Source organism: Pantoea alhagi (genome assembly GCF_002101395.1).
GTDB classification, from domain to species: domain Bacteria; phylum Pseudomonadota; class Gammaproteobacteria; order Enterobacterales; family Enterobacteriaceae; genus Mixta; species Mixta alhagi.
The window spans coordinates 2,932,761-2,955,873 of record NZ_CP019706.1; the positions used below are offsets into that span (position 1 = coordinate 2,932,761).

Annotated in this window: 14 protein-coding genes and 2 pseudogenes; 7 read left to right on the forward strand and 9 right to left on the reverse strand. The window is 53.3% G+C overall.

Annotated elements, in window-relative coordinates:
* Nucleotide 1: 1 nt before the first annotated feature.
* The 3 genes from yfaE to nrdA all read right to left on the reverse strand — a co-directional run bounded on the left by yfaE (nt 2) and on the right by nrdA (nt 3,841).
* Nucleotides 2-262 (reverse strand): class I ribonucleotide reductase maintenance protein YfaE, encoded by a 261-nt coding sequence (gene yfaE, locus B1H58_RS13725; protein ID WP_085071045.1) that lies wholly within the window; start codon nt 260-262, stop codon nt 2-4.
* A 2-nt stretch (nt 263-264) separates the two neighbouring features.
* Nucleotides 265-1,395 carry a class Ia ribonucleoside-diphosphate reductase subunit beta gene (nrdB, locus tag B1H58_RS13730; RefSeq protein ID WP_085071046.1) on the reverse strand — a complete coding sequence of 377 codons (1,131 nt, stop codon included), beginning with the start codon at nt 1,393-1,395 and terminating at the stop codon, nt 265-267.
* Nucleotides 1,396-1,555: 160 nt separating this feature from the next.
* Complete coding sequence (gene nrdA, locus B1H58_RS13735; protein WP_085071047.1) at nt 1,556-3,841, reverse strand: class 1a ribonucleoside-diphosphate reductase subunit alpha; 2,286 nt, start codon at nt 3,839-3,841, stop codon at nt 1,556-1,558.
* A gap of 746 nt (nt 3,842-4,587) precedes the next feature.
* Between nrdA and B1H58_RS13740 the strand changes: the two genes are divergently transcribed.
* From B1H58_RS13740 to B1H58_RS13750, 3 genes are all read left to right on the forward strand, one after another.
* Nucleotides 4,588-6,165, forward strand: a complete 1,578-nt coding sequence (locus B1H58_RS13740; protein ID WP_085071048.1) for an MFS transporter — start codon at nt 4,588-4,590, stop codon at nt 6,163-6,165.
* Nucleotides 6,166-6,236: 71 nt separating this feature from the next.
* The gene (locus B1H58_RS13745) at nt 6,237-8,288 is read left to right on the forward strand and encodes a right-handed parallel beta-helix repeat-containing protein (protein ID WP_237172394.1); all 2,052 of its coding nucleotides are present in this window, start codon (nt 6,237-6,239) and stop codon (nt 8,286-8,288) included.
* A 59-nt stretch (nt 8,289-8,347) separates the two neighbouring features.
* On the forward strand, nt 8,348-9,028 hold the full coding sequence (locus tag B1H58_RS13750) for an oligogalacturonate-specific porin KdgM family protein (protein WP_085071050.1): 681 nt from the start codon (nt 8,348-8,350) through the stop codon (nt 9,026-9,028).
* A 78-nt stretch (nt 9,029-9,106) separates the two neighbouring features.
* On the opposite strand, the gene ubiG is transcribed toward B1H58_RS13750, so the two are convergent.
* Nucleotides 9,107-9,829, reverse strand: a complete 723-nt coding sequence (gene ubiG / locus B1H58_RS13755; protein ID WP_085071051.1) for a bifunctional 2-polyprenyl-6-hydroxyphenol methylase/3-demethylubiquinol 3-O-methyltransferase UbiG — start codon at nt 9,827-9,829, stop codon at nt 9,107-9,109.
* A 174-nt stretch (nt 9,830-10,003) separates the two neighbouring features.
* Between ubiG and gyrA the strand changes: the two genes are divergently transcribed.
* Nucleotides 10,004-12,640 (forward strand): DNA topoisomerase (ATP-hydrolyzing) subunit A, encoded by a 2,637-nt coding sequence (gene gyrA / locus B1H58_RS13760; RefSeq protein ID WP_085071052.1) that lies wholly within the window; start codon nt 10,004-10,006, stop codon nt 12,638-12,640.
* Between the two features lie 151 nt (nt 12,641-12,791).
* On the opposite strand, the gene B1H58_RS13765 is transcribed toward gyrA, so the two are convergent.
* The gene (locus B1H58_RS13765) at nt 12,792-13,415 is read right to left on the reverse strand and encodes a TetR/AcrR family transcriptional regulator (protein WP_085071053.1); all 624 of its coding nucleotides are present in this window, start codon (nt 13,413-13,415) and stop codon (nt 12,792-12,794) included.
* 76 nt (nt 13,416-13,491) lie between these two features.
* On the opposite strand from B1H58_RS13765, the gene B1H58_RS13770 reads away from it, so the two are divergent.
* Nucleotides 13,492-14,358: an aldo/keto reductase family oxidoreductase gene (locus B1H58_RS13770; RefSeq protein WP_085071054.1), complete on the forward strand. Its 867-nt coding sequence runs from the start codon at nt 13,492-13,494 to the stop codon at nt 14,356-14,358.
* Between the two features lie 256 nt (nt 14,359-14,614).
* Entirely contained in the window at nt 14,615-17,467 is a 2,853-nt protein-coding gene (rcsC, locus tag B1H58_RS13775; protein WP_085071055.1) for a two-component system sensor histidine kinase RcsC, read from the forward strand.
* Between the two features lie 123 nt (nt 17,468-17,590).
* Here rcsC and B1H58_RS13780 read toward each other — a convergent pair.
* Nucleotides 17,591-18,025: pseudogene (locus tag B1H58_RS13780) on the reverse strand (B3/B4 domain-containing protein); the annotation flags it as partial.
* 6 nt (nt 18,026-18,031) lie between these two features.
* On the opposite strand from B1H58_RS13780, the pseudogene B1H58_RS13785 reads away from it, so the two are divergent.
* Nucleotides 18,032-18,319, forward strand: a pseudogene (locus B1H58_RS13785) (cupin domain-containing protein); the annotation flags it as partial.
* A gap of 28 nt (nt 18,320-18,347) precedes the next feature.
* Here the strand turns inward: B1H58_RS13785 and rcsB are convergent.
* From rcsB to B1H58_RS13800, 3 genes are read right to left on the reverse strand one after another with little or no spacing between them, the layout of a single operon-like run.
* A complete protein-coding gene (gene rcsB / locus B1H58_RS13790; protein WP_085071058.1) occupies nt 18,348-19,001 on the reverse strand; it encodes a response regulator transcription factor RcsB in 654 nt (217 codons plus the stop codon).
* Between the two features lies 1 nt (nt 19,002).
* On the reverse strand, nt 19,003-21,660 hold the full coding sequence (gene rcsD / locus B1H58_RS13795; protein ID WP_085071059.1) for a phosphotransferase RcsD: 2,658 nt from the start codon (nt 21,658-21,660) through the stop codon (nt 19,003-19,005).
* A gap of 23 nt (nt 21,661-21,683) precedes the next feature.
* A complete protein-coding gene (locus B1H58_RS13800) occupies nt 21,684-22,838 on the reverse strand; it encodes an MFS transporter (protein WP_085071060.1) in 1,155 nt (384 codons plus the stop codon).
* Between the last annotated feature and the right edge of the window lie 275 nt (nt 22,839-23,113).

A 23,113-nucleotide genomic window follows, 5' to 3' on the forward strand; every position in this document is an offset into this window, starting at 1 on the left:
GCTACAGCTCTATCTCGATATCACCGTCGGCTTTACAACAGCAGGGCAGGATTTCGCCCTGCTGAATAAAGGCCAGCGGCTGACCGGCGTAACTCACTTCTCCTTTAATCAGGCGGGTGCGGCAGGAGCCGCAGTAGCCTTCACGACACTGATATTCCACGCAGATATTATGCGCTTCCAGCGCCGCCAGCAGAGAAGGGTGCTCGTCGGTATATTCAAGCTGCGCACCGGAAATGCACAGCGTGATTCGCTTCCCGGCCATGATTACAGCTGGAAGTCATCGAAGTCGTTTTCGCCCACTTCGGAGTCGATCTGACCAACCAGGTAGGAGCTGACTTCCACTTCCTGCGGCGCAACCTGCACGTTATCAGAGACCAGCCAGGCGTTAATCCACGGAATCGGGTTTGAACGCGTCTGGAACGGCAGATCCAGGCCCACCGCCTGCATACGAATATTGGTGATGTACTCAATATACTGGCAGAGGATATCTTTATTCAGGCCGATCATCGAGCCGTCACGGAACAGGTATTCCGCCCACTCTTTTTCCTGCACGGCGGCCAGCTTAAACAGGTCGTAGCACTCCTGGCGGCATTCCTGTGCAATCTCAGCCATTTCCGGATCGTCTTCGCCGCTGCGCATCAGGTTCAGCATATGCTGGGTGCCGGTCAGGTGCAGCGCTTCATCGCGGGCGATCAGGCGGATAATTTTCGCATTGCCTTCCATCAGCTCGCGCTCGGCAAAAGCAAAAGAGCAGGCAAAGCTGACATAAAAGCGGATCGCTTCCAGCGCGTTAACGCTCATCAGGCAGAGATAAAGCTGCTTTTTCAGCGCGCGCAGGTTAACGGTTACGGTTTTGCCGTTGACCTGATGGGTGCCTTCGCCCAGCAGATGCCAGTAGCTGGTCATCTCGATCAGATCGTCATAGTAGCCGGAAATATCGCTGGCGCGCTTCAGGATCTGTTCGTTGGTGACGATATCATCAAACACCAGCGCCGGATCGTTAACGATATTACGAATAATATGCGTATAGGAGCGTGAGTGAATGGTTTCTGAGAAGGCCCAGGTTTCTACCCAGGTTTCCAGTTCCGGGATCGAAATCAGCGGCAGCAGCGCCACGTTCGGGCTACGGCCCTGGATGGAATCCAGCAGCGTCTGATATTTCAGGTTGCTGATGAAAATATGTTTTTCATGATCCGGCAGCGCCTGGAAATCGATGCGGTCGCGTGATACGTCAACCTCTTCCGGACGCCAGAAGAAGGAGAGCTGCTTTTCAATCAGCTTTTCAAAAATGTCATATTTTTGCTGATCGTAGCGCGCAACGTTGACCGACTGGCCGAAAAACATCGGCTCCAGCAGCTGATCGTTTTTATTCTGAGAAAAAGTGGTGTAAGCCATAGTTGATTCCACATGCTAACGGGACAGGCTGGCCTTGCCGCACAGGGCGAGGCGCTGACAGCCGTTTTGACCGTGCTTCGCACGGCCTGCCATGTTGCGGCCACGTCGCCAACGTGGCCAAAAGAAGCGTCATGGCCGGAGAGGTGCCGGCCAGACCCGATTAAATTTTACAGGCGCCGCTTTCACAACCGTCATCCTGAATGGATGGGGCAATGTCGTCCTGCGCATCTTCCGCACCGTCACGGGTGTTCTGGTAGTAAAGCGTTTTGACGCCGAATTTATAGGCGGTCAGCAGATCTTTTAACAGCTGCTTCATCGGCACTTTACTGTTGGCAAAGCGTGACGGATCGTAGTTGGTGTTGGCAGAAATCGCCTGATCGATAAATTTCTGCATGACGCCGACCAGCTGCAGATAGCCATCATTGTTCGGCATTTCCCACAGCAGTTCATAGCTATCTTTCAGACGTTCATACTCTGGCACCACCTGACGCAGAATGCCGTCTTTAGAGGCTTTAATGCTGATATGACCGCGCGGCGGCTCGATACCGTTGGTGGCGTTTGAAATCTGCGAAGAGGTTTCAGACGGCATCAGTGCAGAAAGCGTGGAGTTACGCAGGCCGTGCGTTTTGATCGACTCACGCAGCGTATCCCAGTCAAGATGCAGCGGCTCGTTGCAGATGGCATCCAGATCTTTCTTATAGGTATCGATCGGCAGAACACCCTGCGCATAGGTGGTTTCATTGAACCACGGGCAGGCGCCCTGTTCTTTTGCCAGCTCGTTAGAGGCTTTCAGCAGGTAATACTGAATGGCTTCAAAGGTCTGATGCGTCAGGTTGTTGGCGCTGCCGTCGGAATAGCGCACGCCATGCTTCGCCAGGTAGTAGGCGAAGTTAATCACGCCGATACCCAACGTACGCCGACCCATTGCGCCGCGCTTCGCGGCCGGAATCGGGTAATCCTGATAGTCAAGCAGGGCGTCCAGCGCGCGCACCGCCAGCGTCGCCAGCTCTTCCAGATCGTCCAGGCTGTTGATGGCGCCCAGGTTGAAGGCAGAAAGCGTACAGAGCGCGATTTCGCCATTCTCGTCATTGACATCCAGCAGCGGTTTGGTCGGCAGCGCGATTTCCAGGCACAGGTTGGACTGGCGTACCGGGGCAATCGACGGATCGAACGGACTGTGGGTGTTGCAGTGATCGACGTTCTGAATATAGATACGGCCGGTTGAGGCGCGTTCCTGCATCATCAGCGAGAAGAGATCGACCGCTTTCACGCGTTGCTTGCGGATGCTGTCGTCCTGCTCATATTTAGTGTACAGACGCTCAAACTCATCCTGATCGGCAAAGAACGCATCATACAGGCCCGGTACGTCAGAAGGGCTGAACAGCGTAATATCCTGACCTTTCAGCAGGCGCTGATACATCAGCTTGTTGATCTGTACGCCGTAGTCCATGTGACGAACGCGGTTGCCTTCCACGCCACGGTTGTTTTTCAGCACCAGCAGGCTTTCTACTTCCAGATGCCACATCGGGTAGAACAGCGTAGCTGCACCGCCGCGCACGCCGCCCTGCGAACAGGATTTCACCGCAGTCTGGAAATGCTTATAGAACGGGATACAACCGGTATGGAACGCCTCGCCGCCGCGAATCGGGCTGCCCAGCGCGCGAATACGACCTGCGTTAATACCGATACCGGCACGCTGGGAAACATATTTCACAATGGCGCTGGAGGTGGCGTTAATGGAATCCAGGCTATCGCCGCACTCGATCAGCACACAGGAGCTGAACTGACGAGTCGGGGTGCGAACACCTGACATGATCGGCGTCGGCAGTGAAATTTTAAAGGTGGATACCGCGTCATAGAAACGCTTGATGTAATCCAGACGGGTTTCACGCGGATAGTTAGAGAACAGGCAGGCCGCTACCAGAATATAGAGGAACTGGGCGCTCTCATAGATATCACCGCTGACGCGGTTCTGCACCAGATATTTGCCTTCCAGCTGTTTGACTGCCGCGTAGGAAAAGTTCATATCGCGCCAGTGGTCGATAAAGCCGTCCATCTGTTCAAACTCTTCGCGGCTGTAGTCTTCCAGCAGATGACGATCGTATTTGCCCATATCGACCATGCGCACCACCTGGTCGTAGAGCGCTGGCGGTTCAAACTGGCCGTAGGCTTTTTTACGCAGGTGGAAAATCGCCAGGCGTGCGGCCATATACTGATAATCTGGCGCGTCACGCGAGATCAGATCGGCGGCGGCTTTGATAACAGTCTCGTGAATATCGGAGGTTTTAATGCCGTCGTAGAACTGGATGTGGGAACGCAGCTCAACCTGAGAAACGGAAACATTTTGCAGGCCTTCCGCAGCCCAGTCGAGAACCCGGTGGATTTTGTCCAGATTGATGCGCTCTTTGCGGCCATCGCGTTTAGTGACGAGCAGACTCTGATTCATGTCGCGTTATACCTGTCCGTGAAAAAATATCCCCCGTTTATACACAGCTTGCTCTTTGTGAGTAACTCTGTGGATAAACACTATATATAGGGGGTGAGGAGTAAATGAACAACAAGATGGTGAGTATTCTAGTAATTAATCGCATCTTAACAAGCCTTGATTTTCGCGTAAAAATCGTGATCGGTGGGTAAGTAATTTCCTAAGTCCACGTTTCATAAGGCGCGCAGCGGATGTCAATCCTTTGAAAAAAAAACGTTAGAATTTGATCGAGCGCCTGGTTCTTGTTCAGCAGGCGAAAATTCCCTTTTTTTTCTGCAAAAAACGTCTACGCGCTGCAGCAAAAACAGTCAAATGCAGAGCAGGCCTGGCCTGCTTTATCCCTGGCGTTTTACGGTTGCCTGAAAAGAGAGAAGCCCACTAAGAATTTCAAATGAAAAGCTGGACGTTTTTTCAAGGTGTGACAGACCTCGCTAAATCAGAAATATTTTCTTATCAATACTCATGTTTATCAGCATCAATGCTCTCTTTTTCCTGTAGTGTTATATTCATAACATACTGATTAACGGTAAAAAATTTCCTCACCCTCTTTCTGGCCCTCCCGCCATAAGCGTTACCGCGCTTATGAATACCTCATTAACGTCATTTTAATGCGGTGTTAATCACATTATTGCGCTCGTTATAAATATATAAAAAAGCACTTCATTTAAAATGAAACAGCGGTTCAATAATATAAAGGCCGACATATCATGATAAGAAAATCAATACCTCTGGGAACCAATAAGAAAATCACGCTGGGTCATCAACTGGCCTACGGCGGCGGAAATCTGCTGGGCAGCGGGGCCTTAGCCATCGCGGGCGCCTGGCTACTCTATTTTTACACCACCTTTTGCGGGCTCTCTTTGCTGGAGGCCTCGTTTATTTTTTCCGTCGCCAGCATTATTGATGCCATCAGTAACCCCATAATGGGGTATCTCACGGATAACTTTGGCAATACCTGGCTCGGTAAGCGGTTTGGCCGTCGGCGCTTTTTTCTGTTAATCGGCGCGCCACTGATGGTGTTTTATCCGCTGCTGTGGGTTGAGGGCTTTGGCTTTTGGTATTACCTGACCACCTACGTTATTTTTGAGCTGATTTATACCTCCGTGATGGTGCCCTATGAAACGCTGGCTACCGAAATGACGGATGATTTTACCCTGCGATCCAAGCTCACCGGTTATAAAGCCATCTTTGGTAAAATCGCTAATTTCCTGGCAGCATTAATTCCGGGCCAGTTTATTCTGCTGTATGGCAAAGAATCGGCGCAGCCTTTCCTTTATACCGGTATTACTTACGGCATTATTTTGTTTATTGCGATAGGCATGCTTTATTGGTTTAGCTGGGAGCGCAAAGACAGCGGCATAAAAGAGTTACGCCAGAAGCAGTCTCTCTGGAAAACCCTGAGTGCGCTGGCGCGTGATATGCAGTCCACTTTCTATCTGCGCGTATTCCGCAAACATTTAGGCATGTACCTGTTCGGCTTTGGCGCGGAGTGGCTGTTCGCTTCGGTATTTACCTATTATGTGGTGTTTGTGCTGCTGTACGATCCGGCCATCCTTGCCGGGCTGAACAGCCTGAACGCCATTTTGCAGCTCTGTTCAACGGCGATTTTTATCGCGCTCTGCGTGAAGCGCGGTTTCAGTAAGCCTTATATCTGGGCGCTGAGCATCGTGATTTTCGCCGTCTGCTGCTATTCCCTGCTGCACTTTTTCAACCTGCCTCCCCAGACCGCGACCGTAGCTATCATTGCGATCACCGTTATTTTCGGCCTCGGCACCGGCGGCGTCTATTACATTCCGTGGACGGTGTATACCTTCCTGGCGGATGTCGATGAGGTCTTTACCGGCCGCCGTCGTGAAGGCATTTACGCCGGGGCAATGACCTTCTCCGGTAAAATCATGCGTTCGATTATTGTGTTTGTGATGGGTGCAATCCTTAGCTATTACGGCTTCCAGTCTAAATCTCATACCCAGCCAGAAACCGCGATGCATGCCATTTCATGGGTCTTCTTCGGCGGCGTGATTGGCCTGGCTCTTATCGCCATTGTTTTCAGCCGACAGATGCTGCTTAACCGTAAAACGCATCTGGTGGTGCTGGAAGAGGTGGCGCGTATTAAAGCCGGTGGTGCGCAGAGCGATATCAAACCGGAAGTGCGGGAAGTTATCGAAGCGCTGGTGGGCTATCCCTATGAGCAGTGCTGGGGCCATAGCGCCATCTGCCAGAAAATGAAACTGGCCCCGCTGGTTACCGAGAATACGCCGGAGCCGAAACAGGCACCCCAGGCATAACCCTCACATTAAACCGTTTTTAAGGCCCATCCTTCGGGTGGGCCAGGATGCTTACGCCTGAAGGAAATATTATGCACAAGGCATTGTTATGGTTAGTTATTGCCAGCAATAGCGCGGCAGCGGCTTTACCACAAACCGCTTCGCTGGAGTGGCACGCGATTACCTTTGGTCAGTCAACCGACGTTAATTTTGCCACCAATGTTCTGCCAGAAAAGGTGGGCCTGAATCAGGTGAGCTTTGCCGATGGCAGCCGCGCAGGTGCAAAAGGCGAAAGATTGCGGCTGCCCGCTATCCTGGAAAGTCGCGGCGGTAAAATTGGCAACAGCCATGATGGATTGACCTTCTATTACACCCGCCTGCCAGCCAGCGCCAACATGCAGCTGGAGGCTGAAATCAGCGTTGATCAGTTCGGACCCGAAAACGGCGCGTTACCGGCAGGTCAGGAGGGGGCAGGGCTGCTGGTGCGGGATACGCTCGGCAAAGCACGTCGCGATCCGGTACAGCCTGGTTACGAGGAGTTTCCCGCCGCCGCCAATATGGTGATGAATGCGATCGTTGCTGCCCAAAAGCGGTCGCATCATCAGGTAGAGGCGACGCTGATCTCCCGTAATGGCGTCACCCAGCCGTGGGGCAATACCGGCGTAGAGATCAAACGTCAGTCGTACCAGCCCAGGATCGATCTCAGCCAGACGCCGCGTTTTCGGCTGCGTCTGGCGCGCACTGATACCGGCTTTAGCGCCGCATGGGCACCAGCGGGCAGTGATAACTGGCAAAACCAACAGACAGGGGATGCGGAGCGGATAACGGTACTGGAGCCAGATGCCTATTACGTGGGCTTTTTCGCCTCACGTAACGCCCGTATCACCGTACACAGCGCCAGCCTGACGCTCAGCGAGCATCGGGCCCAGACGCATCAGCCGTTTGTCAGCCCACAACCGCCGGTAAGCGTTGAAATAGCCTCAGCGGCTGTTTCTGCCACCGCGCGCTATCAATTCCAGCTGCGTAGCAGCGATGACGGGCAGTTAACGGTAAGCAGTAATGGCATTGTGCATTTGCAGGATCGCCCGTTAAAAGCGGGAGAAATGGTGAGCCTGCCGCTGTCGCTGAGTGCCAACGCCACCCGTATCGATTACCGGCTGGAAACCCGTCATGGCGAGGTGGTGCAGGATAATCTCACCGTTACGCGGCAGCACGTTGCGGATGCCAGCCGCCTCTACGCTTCCCCGCAGGGTAGCGCGCAGAATGACGGCAGCCAGCAGCACCCGCTTGATGTCGCGACGGCGGCAGCGCTATTGTCACCTGGCGGTACGCTGTGGCTGGCACCGGGCGACTACCCATTGACGACGCTGGCCGCAGCCAGCAGCGGCAGCAGGGATCAACTTAAAAAGCTCAGGCCGCTGGCGGGAAAGGTGGTTTTCCATGGATTAAATCTCCCGGCCAGCTATTGGGATATCGAACATATCGAGGTAACTGACAAGAGTTTCCATATATCCGGCAGCCATAATCAGATCCGTCAGGTTGTCGCCCATCATGCAGACGATACCGGGATTTGGGTCGCCTCGCCGCCAGGTGTGGGGCGGGCGCTGTGGGCCAGTCATAACCTGATTGCTCACGCGGAATCCTGGGGAAATCAGGATACTGGCCGCATCAATGCGGATGGATTCGCGGTGAAAATGCGCGTGGGCGAGGGGAACCGGCTGGTAGCCTGCTTTGCGCATGATAATGCTGATGACGGCTTTGATCTGTTCAACAAGATTGAAGATGGTGCTAACGGCGCGGTCAGCATTGAGCATAGCGTGGCGTTACGCAATACCAATAATGGCTTCAAGCTCGGCGGTGAAGGGATCCCGGTTGCGCATCGCATAGCCAACAGCGTAGCGATAGAAAATGGCATGGATGGATTCACCGACAATTTTAATCCTGGCAGGCTGGTGGTGAAAAATAATATTGCCGTGGATAACCATCGTTTTAATTTTATCTTTCGCGCCGGACCTTATACGCAACCCGAAAAACAGGGGCAGTTCGCCGGAAATCTGTCACTGCGAAATCATGCAGTGAAATATGCCGATGTGGTAACAGGAAACATTGAAAAAGATAACGATTTTTTATTAAGCGAAAAATAACGCCCCGAACTTAATAAAATAATAAAAAACCTCTGTATCAATACTGATGGGATCAAGCAATGAATAAACAGACTTTAATGTGCTGCGGATTACTGCTGGCTTCAACACAGGCAGCGGCGGTAACTATCGATGTACGTCATGAGTGGCTGGATGACAGTAAAGTGCATAAGGATCGCGTCGCCGTATCGCATCGCTTTGATAATGGCATCGGCTTTACTCTGGAAGCGAAGTGGAAGTCGGGCGGCGATAATCAAAATAAAGCGTTCAACGACCTGGTAAGTAACGGCACGGAAAATACGCTGAATTACCAGTTTCGCCCGGTAAAAGAGTGGTTTGTGCAGCCGGGTTTTACCCTGGAGTCTTCGGAAGAGAGCAGTATCTATAAGCCCTTTTTAATGACCGGCTATGCGTTTGACAGTGGGATTTATATTAACGGTCGCTATCGTTATGAATACACGCGTCAGAGCGAATCTGATAAAGAGGATATGAAAACCAACCGCGGTGAAATATGGTTAGGTTACGAATTTACTGACTGGAAGGTGGAATATAACTATATCTACAAACACAGCGATCAGATCCGTTTTAATAATAAAAAATGGGACTATGAGCAAAACATAAAGGCATTATGGAAATTTAATAAAAGCTGGGCACCTTATATTGAAGTCGGTGATATCAGCGTGCGTAAAACCACCGATGAACGCCAGACACGACTGCGTATTGGTCTGCAATATAAGTTCTGACGCAGCAGGAAACAGTGAAAGCGCCGTCGGGCAACCCGACGGCGCATGCTTAACCCAGACGAGCTTTGATCTTGGCGATCAGTTCTCGCCGTGGCGCGTATGCAGCATGTAGTTGACGTCAACGCCAGGGGCAAGACGGAAGCTGTCGCGCAGCGGATTATAGTGCAGGCCGATAATGTGTTTTTCGCGCAGTGGGGTTTCATCTACCCAGTGCAGCAGCTCCGCCGGGCGAATAAATTTCTTCGCATCATGCGTGCCGCGCGGCACCATGCGCAGCACATACTCCGCGCCAACCACCGCCATCAGCCAGGATTTTGCATTGCGGTTAATGGTAGAGAAAAATACGTCGCCGCCCGGTTTGACCAGTCGGGCGCACGCCAGCACCACCGAGCGCGGATCTGGCACATGCTCCAGCATCTCCATGCAGGTAACCACATCATAGCTACCAGCATAGTGATCTGCGTGATCTTCCACCGTCTGCTGTATGTAATCGACCTTTACGCCGCTCTCCAGCGCATGCAGACGCGCAACTTCCAGCGGCTCCGCGCCCATATCCAGGCCGGTCACCTGCGCACCTTCACGCGCCATGCTTTCGGCGAGAATACCGCCGCCGCAGCCCACATCCAGCACTTTCTTGCCGAACAGGCCGCCCGCATGCTGGGCAATATAGCCAAGGCGCAGCGGATTAATGCGGTGCAGTGGCTTAAATTCACCCTCCAGATCCCACCAGCGTGATGCCACCGCTTCAAATTTGGCGATTTCAGCCTGATCCACATTGTTCATCTGCGCTCTCGCATTCATCTTTTTCTACTCCTGACAAAGTTTCCCGGAGTATACATCTTCTCGCAGCAATCAGCACGGCACGCCAAAGGGGAAAGCGCGCTTAAAACGCTGCTTTCCGTTCACCGACAGGTTGCAATGTGATATACTTTCGCACCTTTAAATCCGGGATAAATGTAGAGGGATAGCGGCTCCATGAGCGACCTTGCCAGAGAAATCACACCGGTTAATATCGAAGAAGAACTGAAGAGCTCTTACCTCGATTACGCCATGTCGGTCATCGTTGGCCGTGCATTACCAGATGTTCGCGATGGCCTGAAACCTGTCCATCGCCGCGTGCTTTTTGCCATGAGCGTGCTGGGGAACGACTGGAACAAACCTTACAAAAAATCTGCCCGTGTCGTTGGCGACGTCATCGGTAAATATCACCCGCACGGCGATTCTGCCGTTTATGACACCATTGTGCGTATGGCACAGCCGTTTTCGCTGCGTTATATGCTGGTGGATGGGCAGGGCAACTTCGGTTCCATTGACGGCGACTCCGCCGCGGCGATGCGTTACACCGAAGTGCGCATGTCAAAAATCGCCCACGAACTGTTGGCGGATCTGGATAAAGAGACCGTGGATTTTGTGCCGAACTACGACGGCACTGAACAGATTCCGGAAGTGTTGCCGACCAAAGTACCTAACCTGCTGGTCAACGGGTCTTCCGGTATCGCGGTTGGTATGGCGACTAACATTCCGCCGCACAACCTTACCGAAGTGATTAACGGCTGTCTGGCCTATATCGACGATGAAAATATCAGCGTCGAAGGGCTGATGGAGCATATCCCGGGACCGGATTTCCCTACTGCCGCCATCATCAACGGTCGTCGCGGTATCGAAGAAGCCTATCGCACCGGTCGCGGAAAAATCTATATCCGCGCCCGTGGTGAGGTGGAAACCGATGCCAAAACCGGACGCGAAACCATCGTCATTCACGAAATTCCCTATCAGGTTAACAAAGCACGCCTGATCGAGAAAATCGCTGAACTGGTGAAAGACAAGCGTATCGAAGGCATCAGCGCGCTGCGTGACGAGTCTGATAAAGACGGTATGCGTATCGTGGTTGAAGTGAAGCGCGATGCGGTAGCGGAAGTGGTATTGAATAACCTCTATTCGCTGACGCAGCTGCAGGTCTCTTTCGGCATCAATATGGTGGCGCTGCATCAGGGCCAGCCGAAAATTATGGCGCTGAAGGATATTCTTCAGGCTTTCGTGCGTCATCGCCGTGAAGTCGTCACGCGCCGTACCATTTTCGAACTGCGTAAGGCCCGCGACCGCGCGCATATCCTTGAAGGTCTGGCGATTGCGCTGGCGAATATCGATCCGATTATTGAGCTTATCCGCCGTGCGCCAACGCCGGCCGAAGCGAAAGCCGGGCTGATTGCGCAGGCGTGGGAGCTGGGTCATGTTTCCGCGATGCTGGAGCGTGCGGGCGATAATGCCGCCCGTCCGGAGTGGCTGGAAGAGCAGTTTGGTATTCGCGATGGTCGCTACTACCTGACCGAGCAGCAGGCGCAGGCTATTCTGGATTTACGTCTGCAGAAGCTGACCGGTCTGGAACATGAGAAGCTGCTGGACGAATACAAAGAGCTGCTGGAACAGATTGCCGAGCTGATCCACATTCTGGAAAGCGCCGATCGCCTGATGGAAGTGATCCGTGAAGAGCTGGAAGCCATTCGCGATCAGTTTGGCGACCAGCGTCGTACCGAAATCACCGCGAACAGCGCCGATATTAATATCGAAGATCTGATCAATCAGGAAGATGTTGTGGTTACCCTGTCACATCAGGGCTACGTGAAGTATCAGCCGCTTTCCGATTACGAAGCGCAGCGTCGCGGCGGCAAAGGTAAATCGGCAGCACGTATCAAGGAAGAGGACTTTATCGATCGCCTGCTGGTGGCGAATACCCACGATACCATTCTCTGCTTCTCCAGCCGTGGCCGACTTTACTGGATGAAAGTCTATCAGCTACCGGAAGCGAGCCGTGGCGCACGTGGACGTCCTATCGTCAACCTGCTGCCGCTCGAAGCCAACGAGCGTATTACCGCCATTCTGCCGGTGCGTGAATACACCGAAGGCACCAATATCTTTATGGCGACCGCCAGCGGCACAGTGAAGAAAACCTCGCTGACCGAGTTCAGCCGTCCGCGCAGCGCCGGGATTATCGCCGTCAACCTGCGTGAAGATGATGAGCTGATCGGCGTGGCGCTGACCGATGGCAGCAACGAAGTGATGCTGTTCTCTGCCGCCGGTAAAGTGGTGCGCTTCTCCGAGCAGGCCGTGCGCGCCATGGGCCGTACCGCTTCCGGCGTACGCGGCATCAAGCTGGCGGAAGGGGATCGCGTGGTCTCGCTGATCGTGCCGCGTGAAGAGGGCGCAATCCTGACGGTAACGCAGAACGGTTACGGTAAACGTACCGCAAACAGCGAATACCCGACCAAATCGCGTGCAACGCAGGGTGTTATCTCGATCAAAGTCACCGATCGCAACGGGCCGGTTATCGGCGCGGTGCAGGTCGAAGACAGCGATCAGATCATGATGATCACCGATGCCGGAACCCTGGTACGCACCCGCGTATCAGAAGTCAGCATTGTTGGTCGTAACACCCAGGGCGTGATCCTGATCCGTACCGCAGCGGATGAAAACGTGGTTGGCCTGCAGCGCGTTGCTGAGCCGGTGGAAGAAGAAGAGCTGGACGCCATTGATGGCAGCGTCGCTGAAGGGGAGGACGATATCGCCCCGGAAGTAGAAAGTGATGATGATATTCCGGACGGCGAAGAAGAGTAATCGCCCGCTTGCTGTTTTGTCGTAGTGGGTTAATCCATCACACGATAAAAATTATCACAGCAAGCGCTACATATGACGGGCCAGGCAGCTGCTGGCCCGTTTTTTTTCGCCTTCAATAATGACCGGAGACTGTTCAAAGGCGCAAAAGTTTTCAGGCAATCTTTCTGAAATAGTCAGCCAGAACGGAGGAGAGATGCTCCGGGAAACGTTCTGCAAACTCCTGTGGGATCAGCCCTTCAAGAAACCCTTTCACCGGCCCGGTGATCATGCCTAACGCGACATGCGCAGTGAATCGCGGATCGGCGCAGGTGATGCCAGGTGAACTCAGCAGCATGTCCACAACCGCATCAACCATACGTTTATGCACCGCAGCCACTACGCGTGAGCCACCGCGCTCCGCTGCGATGCTGTATAACGCTTTCGATTCTTCCGGGTTAGCTAACTTTGCCGCAAGGAAAGCCTTTACCAGCGCGGTGGCCATATCAGCAACGGATTTTCCCCGCGCAGTTGCGCAAGCCTGCTCGATTGAAGCGGCAACGTGGTTTAAATGCAACGCCAGTACCCCGGAAAGTAAGGCGTCACGGTTTGGATAATATTGATACAGGCTGCCAACTGACATACCGGCCCGTCTGGCAACGCGCGTCGTGGTACATCTGCTTAATCCTTCCCGGGTTAAAACCTGAAGGGTTGCCGTGTGTAGCGCCGCGACGGTAGCGACGGATCGCGCCTGAGCCGGGGCTTTTCGCGGGTTAAGGGGCACTGCAGGCGTCTTCATCAAATGCGAATTCTTAAGCCAGGGGAGACTCCATATACTATTACTTCCTGAAAACTAATAAATCAAGAAGGCCCTGATGAACATAATCGAGAAAAGTGGAAGCTATAACCTGGGTAGCAATAGGGTAAGGCGCTTCGGCTATGGTGCCATGCAACTGGCAGGGCCGGGCGTGTTTGGTCCACCTGAAGACAAAAACGGCGCGCTGGCGGTGCTGCGTCATGCGGTAGAGTCAGGCGTTAACCATATTGATACCAGCGATTTTTATGGGCCGCACGTTACTAACCAGCTGATAAAAGAGGCTTTATATCCCTATAGCGACGATCTCACCATCGTGACGAAAGTCGGTGCGAGCCGGGGCGAGGATGCATCCTGGCATTCTGCCTTAACGGCAAAAGCGCTGACGCAGGCGGTGCATGATAATTTGCGTCACTTACAGCTGGATGTGCTGGATGTGGTTAATTTACGCATCATGTTTAATGTTGCGGCACCCAGCGAAGGTTCGATAGAAGAACCACTAACGGCATTGATAAAATTGCAGGAGCAAGGGCTGATTAAACATATCGGTCTCAGCAATGTCACTCGTGCCCAGATCGCAGAAGCGCAAAAATTTACCACCATCGCCTGCGTGCAAAATATGTACAATATTGTCCATCGACAGGATGACAGCCTGATTGATGAACTCGCCTCTCAGGGCATTGCCTTTGTGCCATTCTTTCCGCTGGGCGGCTTTTCTCCTGTTCAGTCCACTGCTTTACAAACTATTGCCGAAAGTTTAGCCGCCACGCCAATGCAGGTAGCGCTGGCCTGGTTGCTTCACCGTTCCCCAAATATTCTTTTAATACCCGGCACCTCTTCGATGGCGCATTTCAATGAAAACAGCCAGGCGGCCGGACTCACATTATCGACAGAGATGCTGCAAAAGCTGGATGCGCTCGCGACGTAAAATATGAGAGGAAAGGGCGAAAGGTGCCGTTGGTTATGATCGGCACCGCCCTGTAAGTGAGCCTGAGGCGGCCAGTAAATCGGTGAATCAGGTTGTGATTGCTGGTCATGCGGTGGCGATACGCGATAAGGGAGGATATTTAGCCTGAACAGCGAGGCGGAATGCGGCTAACGTCTGGCTTTTTTCGCCATCTGCCGCTACTGTAGCGGGATCAAAAAATTTTAATTATTGTCGGCGGTTGCGCCGGGGCTTTCCCTTGAAATATCTCGTTTCGTTTCGCACAACGCTAAGGATTTCCCGCTACCTGTTTCGCGCGCTGGCGCTGATGCTCTGGTCGCTGGGTGCGCTGTTAACGGCCTTCTACGTTATCAGCATTCTGCATGAGCAAGAAGCGCAGGTGCGTCAGGAGTTTACGCTTAACTATGACCAGGCGCAGTGGTACGTGCGTCACTCCGCTGATATTACCCGCCAGCTAAAATATATTGCCGAAAACCGACTGAACAACAGCGCCAACGGCACTGACGTGCTGAACGGCGTCTTTCCCGGCAAAGTCACGCTGCCGCAGTTTTCTCCGCTGGTCGCCAATTCAAACTGTTCCGCCATGAGCAATACCTGGCGCAGCTCGCTGGAATCACTCAGCTATTTTCTGAACTACTGGAAAACCAATTTCGCCTCCGCCTATGAGCTGAACCGGGTGTTTTTTATCGGCGGCGAAGGGCTGTGTATGGCCGATTTTGGTATCGGCAACGGTTCGGTCGATCGCGAGCGCACGGTAAAAACCCTGAACGAGCGCATTTTGCGCTATCGCAACAGCAGCACGGACGAGCGCAAAAGCAGCCTCTACTGGGTGAGCAATAACGGGCAGCCTGGCGTCGGCTATTTCTATATGATTACGCCCATCTATATCGCCAACAAGCTGGAGGCGCTGCTGGGCATCGAACAAAATATCCGTCTGGATGATTTTGTCACGCCGGGCAGCCTGCCGGTAACCGCCACGCTGGTGAATGAGGCCAATCAGCCGGTGCTCTCCTCCAACCGGGGACGCGTCGCGTTCTCGCTTGATGAGGTGCCTGATGAGAAAGCCTGGTTTGGCTATGTCGATAACTATAAACAGCTGGTGCTGAAGAAGACTCTGCATCCCTCTAATCTAAGCATTATCTATTCAGTGCCGACCGATGTGCTGGTGGATCGGCTTAAGCTGTTAATGATTAATGCCATCCTGTTGAATTTGATCAGCGCGGTTATTCTCTTTACCCTGGCCTGGCTGTTTGAGCGCCGGATGTTCCTGCCGGCAGAGGAAAATGCGCACCGGCTGGAAGAGCATGAGCAGTTTAACCGGAAAATTGTGGCTTCCGCGCCGGTTGGCATCTGTATTCTGCGCACCCGTGACGGCACCAATATTCTGAGTAATGAGCTGGCACATAACTATCTCACCATGCTGACGCAGGAAGATCGCCAGAAGCTAACGGAAATCATCAGCGGCCAGCAGGTTAACTTTGTCGATCTGCTGACCGGCAGCAATACCAACCTGCAGATCAGTTTCGTGCATTCACGCTATCGCAATGAAAACGTAGCAATTTGTGTGCTGGTGGATGTGAGCGCGCGCGTGAAAATGGAAGAGTCGCTGCAGGAGATGGCGCAGGCGGCTGAGCAGGCCAGCCAGTCTAAGTCAATGTTCCTGGCAACCGTCAGCCATGAGCTGCGTACGCCGCTGTATGGAATTATCGGCAACCTGGATCTACTGCAAACCAAACAGCTGCCGAAAGGGGTGGATTCGCTGGTGACAGCGATGAACAACTCTTCCAGCCTGCTGCTGAAAATCATTAGCGACATCCTCGACTTCTCTAAAATTGAGTCGGAACAGCTGCAAATTGAACCGCGTCCTTTTGCGCCGCGCGAGATCATTACGCATATCACCGCCAACTATTTATCGTTGGTGGTGAAAAAGCGTCTGACGCTTTACTGCTTTATTGAATATGACGTGCCGGTTGCGCTGGATGGCGATCCGATGCGCCTGCAGCAGGTGATTTCCAACCTGCTCAACAACGCCATCAAATTTACCCACACCGGCTGCATTATTCTCCATGCCTATGTTCGCGAGGGTTACCTGGCGGTGCGCGTGCGTGATACCGGTGTCGGCATCGCCAACAAGGAGATCACCCGGCTGTTCGATCCTTTCTTTCAGGTGGGTACCGGGGTGCAGCGCAATTTTCAGGGAACCGGCCTTGGGCTGGCGATCTGTGAAAAGCTGATCAATATGATGGATGGCGACATTGAAGTGGAATCTGAACCGGGTATGGGCAGTCAGTTTATTGTGCGTATCCCGCTCTACAACAGTCAGGTGATGGCGCCGGTGCTGCATGAAGGTCTGGAAGATAAGCAGATCTGGCTGGCGCTGCGTAACGATGCCCTGGCTGCCTTTATGACGCGGCTGTTGCAGGCGCACGGGATTCAGGTTAAGCGCCTTAACGACCAGCAATGGCGGGCGGATGATGTGATTATTACTGATTACGACTTCCAGCCAGAACAGCCGGTGCGCGCGATCATCCTGTTTGACGGCGCGCACATTGACGTGCCGTATGAGGTCAAACCCGGACGCTGGATCCACAGCACCGCGATGCCGCATGAACTGCCAGCGTTGCTGGGCAAAATTTACAGCGTGCTGGTTGAAGTGCCGGATGGTCTGGCATCGTTGCCGGTGCCGGAGCAGCCAGGCGTGGATAATCACGATATCCTGATTCTGGTGGTGGACGACCATCCTATCAACCGTATGCTGCTTTCCGATCAGCTTAGTTCGCTGGGCTATCGGGTGAAAACGGCGCAGGACGGCGTGGATGCGCTTAATGTGATTAGCCGCAGCGAAATCGATATTGTGCTGACCGACGTCAATATGCCAAATATGGATGGTTATCGTTTGACGCAACGCTTACGCCAGCTGGGACAAACGTTCCCGATTATTGGCGTTACCGCCAACGCGCTGGCGGAGGAGAAGCAGCGCTGTATAGAGGCGGGCATGGATAACTGTTTATCGAAGCCGGTTACGCTCGATACGTTAAAAACCTCGCTGGCTATTTATGCTGAGCGCGTCAGAAAAGTGCGCGGCGTGTAATGTCAAAAAAACTAAACGCCGCGCTGTAAAAAGAAGGCCGCCTCAGCGGCTTCTCATGTTTAATCATCAGCCTGTACGCTGCTGTTCTGAAACGCTGGCGGCATTCTGTTAACCCGTTCCTGTTCAGGGCAGCAGGCCATGATCCAGCGTAATCAGCTGGCTTTGCGCTTTCATTCCCGGCATCAACTGCGTTAACAAAGTAATCAGCCTGTCGCCCGCTTCCTGCAGAGCGGATAACGGCATTACCGGCAGGCTTTCCAGAATAAACCACATCTGTTGCGCATTGCTGTCCAGTCGGGTTCTTACGCCCTGACGCCAGTTCCAGCGACGGCAGGTTACACCCCGATCGTCGCGCCAGATAACTTCACCCGGCTCGGGAAATTCGGTCGCCGCTTCGCCCGCCTTCACTGTATCGAAAGGTTCACTGCCGTCAGCAATGGTTAAACGAGGCTGGCCATGATAGGCCGCCAGGTTTTCACCGCCGACCGGCACCGCATAGCGAATACTGATCGCATTATAAATATCCACCACCGGATCGATCGACGTCATGCCACCCTCTTAAGTGGAGGAAAAGCTCAATTGCTGGCGGGCACCTCGGGACCTGACATGATTGAACTCTGGCGCTGGACTCTGCAACCGGGCGAAATCTTTAGCTCAGCGGGTCATCCTGTCGGCACGTCTGAACTGTTTTATGTCGGGCAGGGCACGCTAACATTAACGGTGGCGGAAAACAGGATAATTATCGAAGCGGGTTCGGCGGCGATCGCACGCACGGATGTGCCACACAGCTATGCCAATGAACAGGAGACGCCGCTGATGTTTACCATGGCGGTAGCAGAGCTTCATTCATAACGCGTCTTCCGTGACGCGTTATTGAGGCTTACTCTTTGTCCATCGGGGCGGTAGTGCTGACCGAAGAGAGATAGTTCAGCAGCGCAATATCGTTATCAACGCCCAGTTTCATCATTGCTGATTTTTTCTGGCTGCTGATGGTTTTGATACTGCGGTTCAGCTTCTTGGCGATCTCGGTCACCAGGAAGCCTTCAGCGAACAGGCGCAATACTTCGCTCTCTTTCGGCGACAGGCGTTTATCACCATAGCCGCCGGCGCTGATTTTCTCCAGCAGTTTGGCCACGCTTTCCGGGGTATATTTCTTCCCTTTCTGCAGTGCCGCCAGTGCTTTCGGCAGGTCGGTCGGCGCACCCTGTTTCAGTACGATGCCTTCGATATCCAGGTCCAGCACGGCGCTGAGGATTGCCGGGTTATTGTTCATGGTCAGAACGATAATCGACAAATCCGGATAGTGACGTTTGATATATTTGATCAGCGTAATGCCGTCGCCATATTTTTCGCCAGGCATGGAGAGATCGGTGATCAGGACGTTGGCGTCCAGTTTGGAAAGGCTGTTAATCAATGCTGTCGAGTCTTCAAACTCACCAACTACGTTGACCCATTCAATCTGTTCAAGAGATTTACGAATGCCAAACAGAACAATTGGATGGTCATCGGCAATAATTACGTTCAAATTATTCATCTTATTGGTTACCTTGCTGCAGCAGTTGATTGACGTAAGCGTCAATGTCACTGGTGGTATTTTTGATGTTTAAATCGTCACTCGCTTTAATGTGCTGTTCCAGCTGTTCACAAAGCTCCTTGCCGGGTACCAGATTAAGCATGGCAAATACCCCTTTCAGGCGATGCGCTGTCTGAGCAAGCGTCGCGTAATCCCTGTTCGACGCCTCAGTATACAGTCTCTGTACATCTTCCGGTACTGTCTCGACAAATAGCTGGTAGTACCCCCCGCTGATAAGCGGAACGGCTTCCTCTTCTTCATCTTCTCCGGCAGGCGACATATCCTGAGATAGCTGTTTCTCAATTAGCTGTAACAGCGCATCCTGCAACGCGCTACTCAGGTTAAAGTTAACCCGATACTGCTGTTCATTCAGGACGGTAAAGCCCAGTTCATTATCCGTCAGCAACAACGACCAGCCCGAAAGCCGCGCCGGATCGTCAGTGATCAGGATGTCGTGCGATTGGCCGGCAAAACGTTCATCCGGCGTAATGCACTTCGCACCCCAGTTCTCTAACTGATGGGTGACGATTTTGCGAATGTCATCTACTGCAATGTCGATAAGCATAATGACATCTTCCAGCAGCTTCTCTTCCTGCTGCTGTTGATGTTCCGGCGGCACATGCAACAAAATGCTGTAGCGCGTGCCGATATCTGGCCGGGCCAGAATCTCCAGATGACCGCCCATCTGTTTGCACAGCTGACGGCACAGGAAAAAGGCGAGGCCGGAAGCCTGCCCAAAACGATCCTCAGTGGTTTCACCAAGGAACGGGAAATCATTATTGCCCAGTTCGTCGCGCGTCAGACCCGCGCCGGTATCCACAATCTGAATATTCAAACGATCGGGACGATCGGCAGGCGAATCGACCTCCAGCGTTATCTTGCCCCAGCTGGTGGTGGTTAGCGAATAGTGGAGCAGGGTGGCCAGCACCTTATAAATAGCGCGACTGTCGCCAAAGCGCATCTCATCGCTGTTAAGGTGGTTGCGTACCAGCAGCGTCAATCCTTTGCGGCGTGACAGCGGCAGGAGTTCCAGCGTCAGTTCATCCAGCAGCGATTGCAGATTAAATGAGGCGGCATCTGGTGCCCAGTCATGGGTTTCCAGTCGGTTCAGCAGCACAATATCATCCACCAGACGGGCCAGCGCCTGGCTATTTTCCAGCGCGTCGTGCGCACGGTCGTCATCGCTGGTTTCGCTGAGCGTTAGCAACTGAGCCACAACCTGCTGCAGCGGACGATGCAGCGCATGACCAAGATTCTGCATCAGCTGTTGACGCAATTGATGATTACGATCCAGTACCTGCTGCGCCTTCTGCAATTTTTTATTTACCAGCAGCTCGCGATCCTGATCGCGCATCAGAAACAGCTGCGTATGTGGCGAATGGTGGCTGCGGGCGTGGCGAATCTCATACACTTCATTATTAACCGTCGCCTGCAGCACGCCCTGATGCTGATCGGACATATTGACGATCTTCTGCAGGTTCAGATGCGGCAGCAGGTGTTCGGCGATTTTGTTGCTGATAATGGTGCGATTGCTGGCGAAGTCATAAACCAGCAGGCCAACCGGCAGGCTGCTGACAATCTCCTCGTTAAGCATACGCAGCGCATCCAGCTCGGCGCTCTGATTTTCTCCCGGACGCAGCGACTGTTGGCGTAGCAAAAATAAGCCAGCCAGCGACATTAACAGCAACAGCAGGTTGGCCATCAGCGGCCACATCAAATTGCGCAGCGTATCTAAAGCAAGCGTACTCAGCGGGATACGATAAATCAGCTGCAGCGGCGTGCTGGGCAGCGAAGCTGCGATCTCTATGTTGGGATTATTGAGCGTGATGCGGGTATTTTGTAACTCATCTTCGTTATCCGTGCTGCTGCTCAGAACAACATCCTGCTTAAGCTGGAAATTTTCCAGCGGCATATTATGCGGGATAAGATCGTTAATCGGCATATCGAACGCAACCACGGTAGCCAGATGGCCGGGCTGATTAAAGGTGGTACGCACGGTAAAATAGTGATCGTTTTGCCAGGCGAAACGGCGCAGCGGCGAGAAGCTTTCGCGCTCATCCAGCGCATTAGCCTGCTGCAGCATCTCTGCACGTCGCGCATCAACGATATTGCTGATGGCGCTCTCTTTATAGCGCGTCGCCATATCTTTCAGCGGCAGGGTAGAGATCAAAATCAGGCTATTATCCTGCCCGTTAAGAAAATACATCGACCAGGTGCTGTTTTCCGCACCCCACAGGGTATCCAGGTAATTAGACATACGCAGCGTCATATCCAGCGTGCTGCTGTCGTGCGAGCCGAAGATCAGCGCCTCGGTTTTACGCCGCATCTTTTCCAGATAGTAGACGTCAGGACGCAGCCGGGTTTCCTGCAGGCTGGCAGAGGGAGTACTTCCGGCCGCGCTGGCCGCCAGGTTCTCATAAATCTGCCAGGTCGCAAAGCGATAGGTATCGATGCGTTTTTGCACCGAGCGGGTAATATCTGCCATGGCATAGCGTTTTTCCATCAGCCAGGCATTAACCGCGTTATGGACCATAAAGCCCAGCGCCAGCAACAGCAGCAGAATAAACATCACGAAAAAACGCGTAACGTTGCTGGAAGATAAAGGAAACTTGTACATCATGATGAAAGGGGGTACCTGACCATTTAACGTGTTACCAGCCGTGCGCTGGCAGCAACCGCCACCAAAAGAACCACGATGGCAGCAAACGCGGTCACCAGGCCAAAGCCGTGAGCCACAAAACCGATTAACGCCGGACCTGCCAGAATACCGGCATAACCGATGGTTGTCATGGCGGAAACCGCCATATTTACCGGCATCACAGTTTGACGCCCGGCGGCGCTGAACAGGATCGGTACCGTATTAGCCGCGCCAAAGCCAATCAGTAAAAACGACAGCAGCGCAATGGTCACGTTATCAACGCTAATCAGCAGCAGCACGCCCAGCGCAGCGCAAAGACAGCCGCCCGCCAGTACCAGACGGTTACTGAAGCGGTTAACGATCCGGTCGCCGGTCAAACGACCAATACTCATGGCGATGGAAAAGACCGCGTAGCCCAGCCCGGCCTGTGCGGCGGGCATTTTGCGTTCCTGCGTCAGCAGCAGGGCGCTCCAGTCCAGCACTGCGCCTTCGGTAAGAAACAGAATAAAACAGAGCACACCGAGGAACAGCACCCAGCCGCGCGGCACCACAAACAAGGGGGTATCCTGCTGATGCATCCGCTCCGTCAGCATCCCGCGCTGGCTGGCCAGCAATAGCAGAAGCAGCAACAGCAGCATCGTCAGCACCGCCTGTAGCGGCGACAATCCCAGCCACAGCAGTGCGCTGACCAGCCCGGCGCCTGCAATCCCGCCGATGCTATAAAAACCGTGAAAACCGGACATCATGGTGCGCTCAGCTGCTTTCTCAACTTCAACAGCCTGAATATTCATCGCTACGTCCAGGGTGCCTATCGCGGCACCGAACAGCATCAACGCCAGCGCCAGCGTAACGGGCGAGGAGAGCGTCGCCATAAAAGGCAACATCAGTATCACAATCAGGGATGAGCAGACGATCACGCGCTTGCAACCCTGTTTGCCCACCAGCGATCCGGTCAGCGGCATGGCAATCAACGAGCCAAGGCCGAGAAACAGCAGCAGACCGCCCAGTGCCGCATCGCTAACGTCCAGGCGCGATTTGGCATATGGCACCAGCGGTGCCCAGGTTGAAACGCCGATACCCGCAATCAGAAAAATGATCCGCGTCGCCAGCTGCACGGCAGGCTGGCTTTTCCGTGTCTGTTCAACATCCGCTGAGGTCATTGGTCAGTATCCATGATGCGCAAAGGGATTCCTTTTTAACACAAAATCAACCGGCAGAGCAGCGTTTCATCCCGGCAGGATGGCGCTACAGCCAGACTGCGCCAGCAAGGTTATTAAACGATAACTTCGCACTTGTTAATTTATTTTCTTCTTTAGCCCGTTTTTTCAGGAAAGTTCCTGGCTAAATGCCGTAAAAGCAGGCACAGAGCGCTGGGAACAGAAAGATTATCGTACAGATTATGGTTTCTGGCCTGGTTTTACTGGCGTAGCGGTTT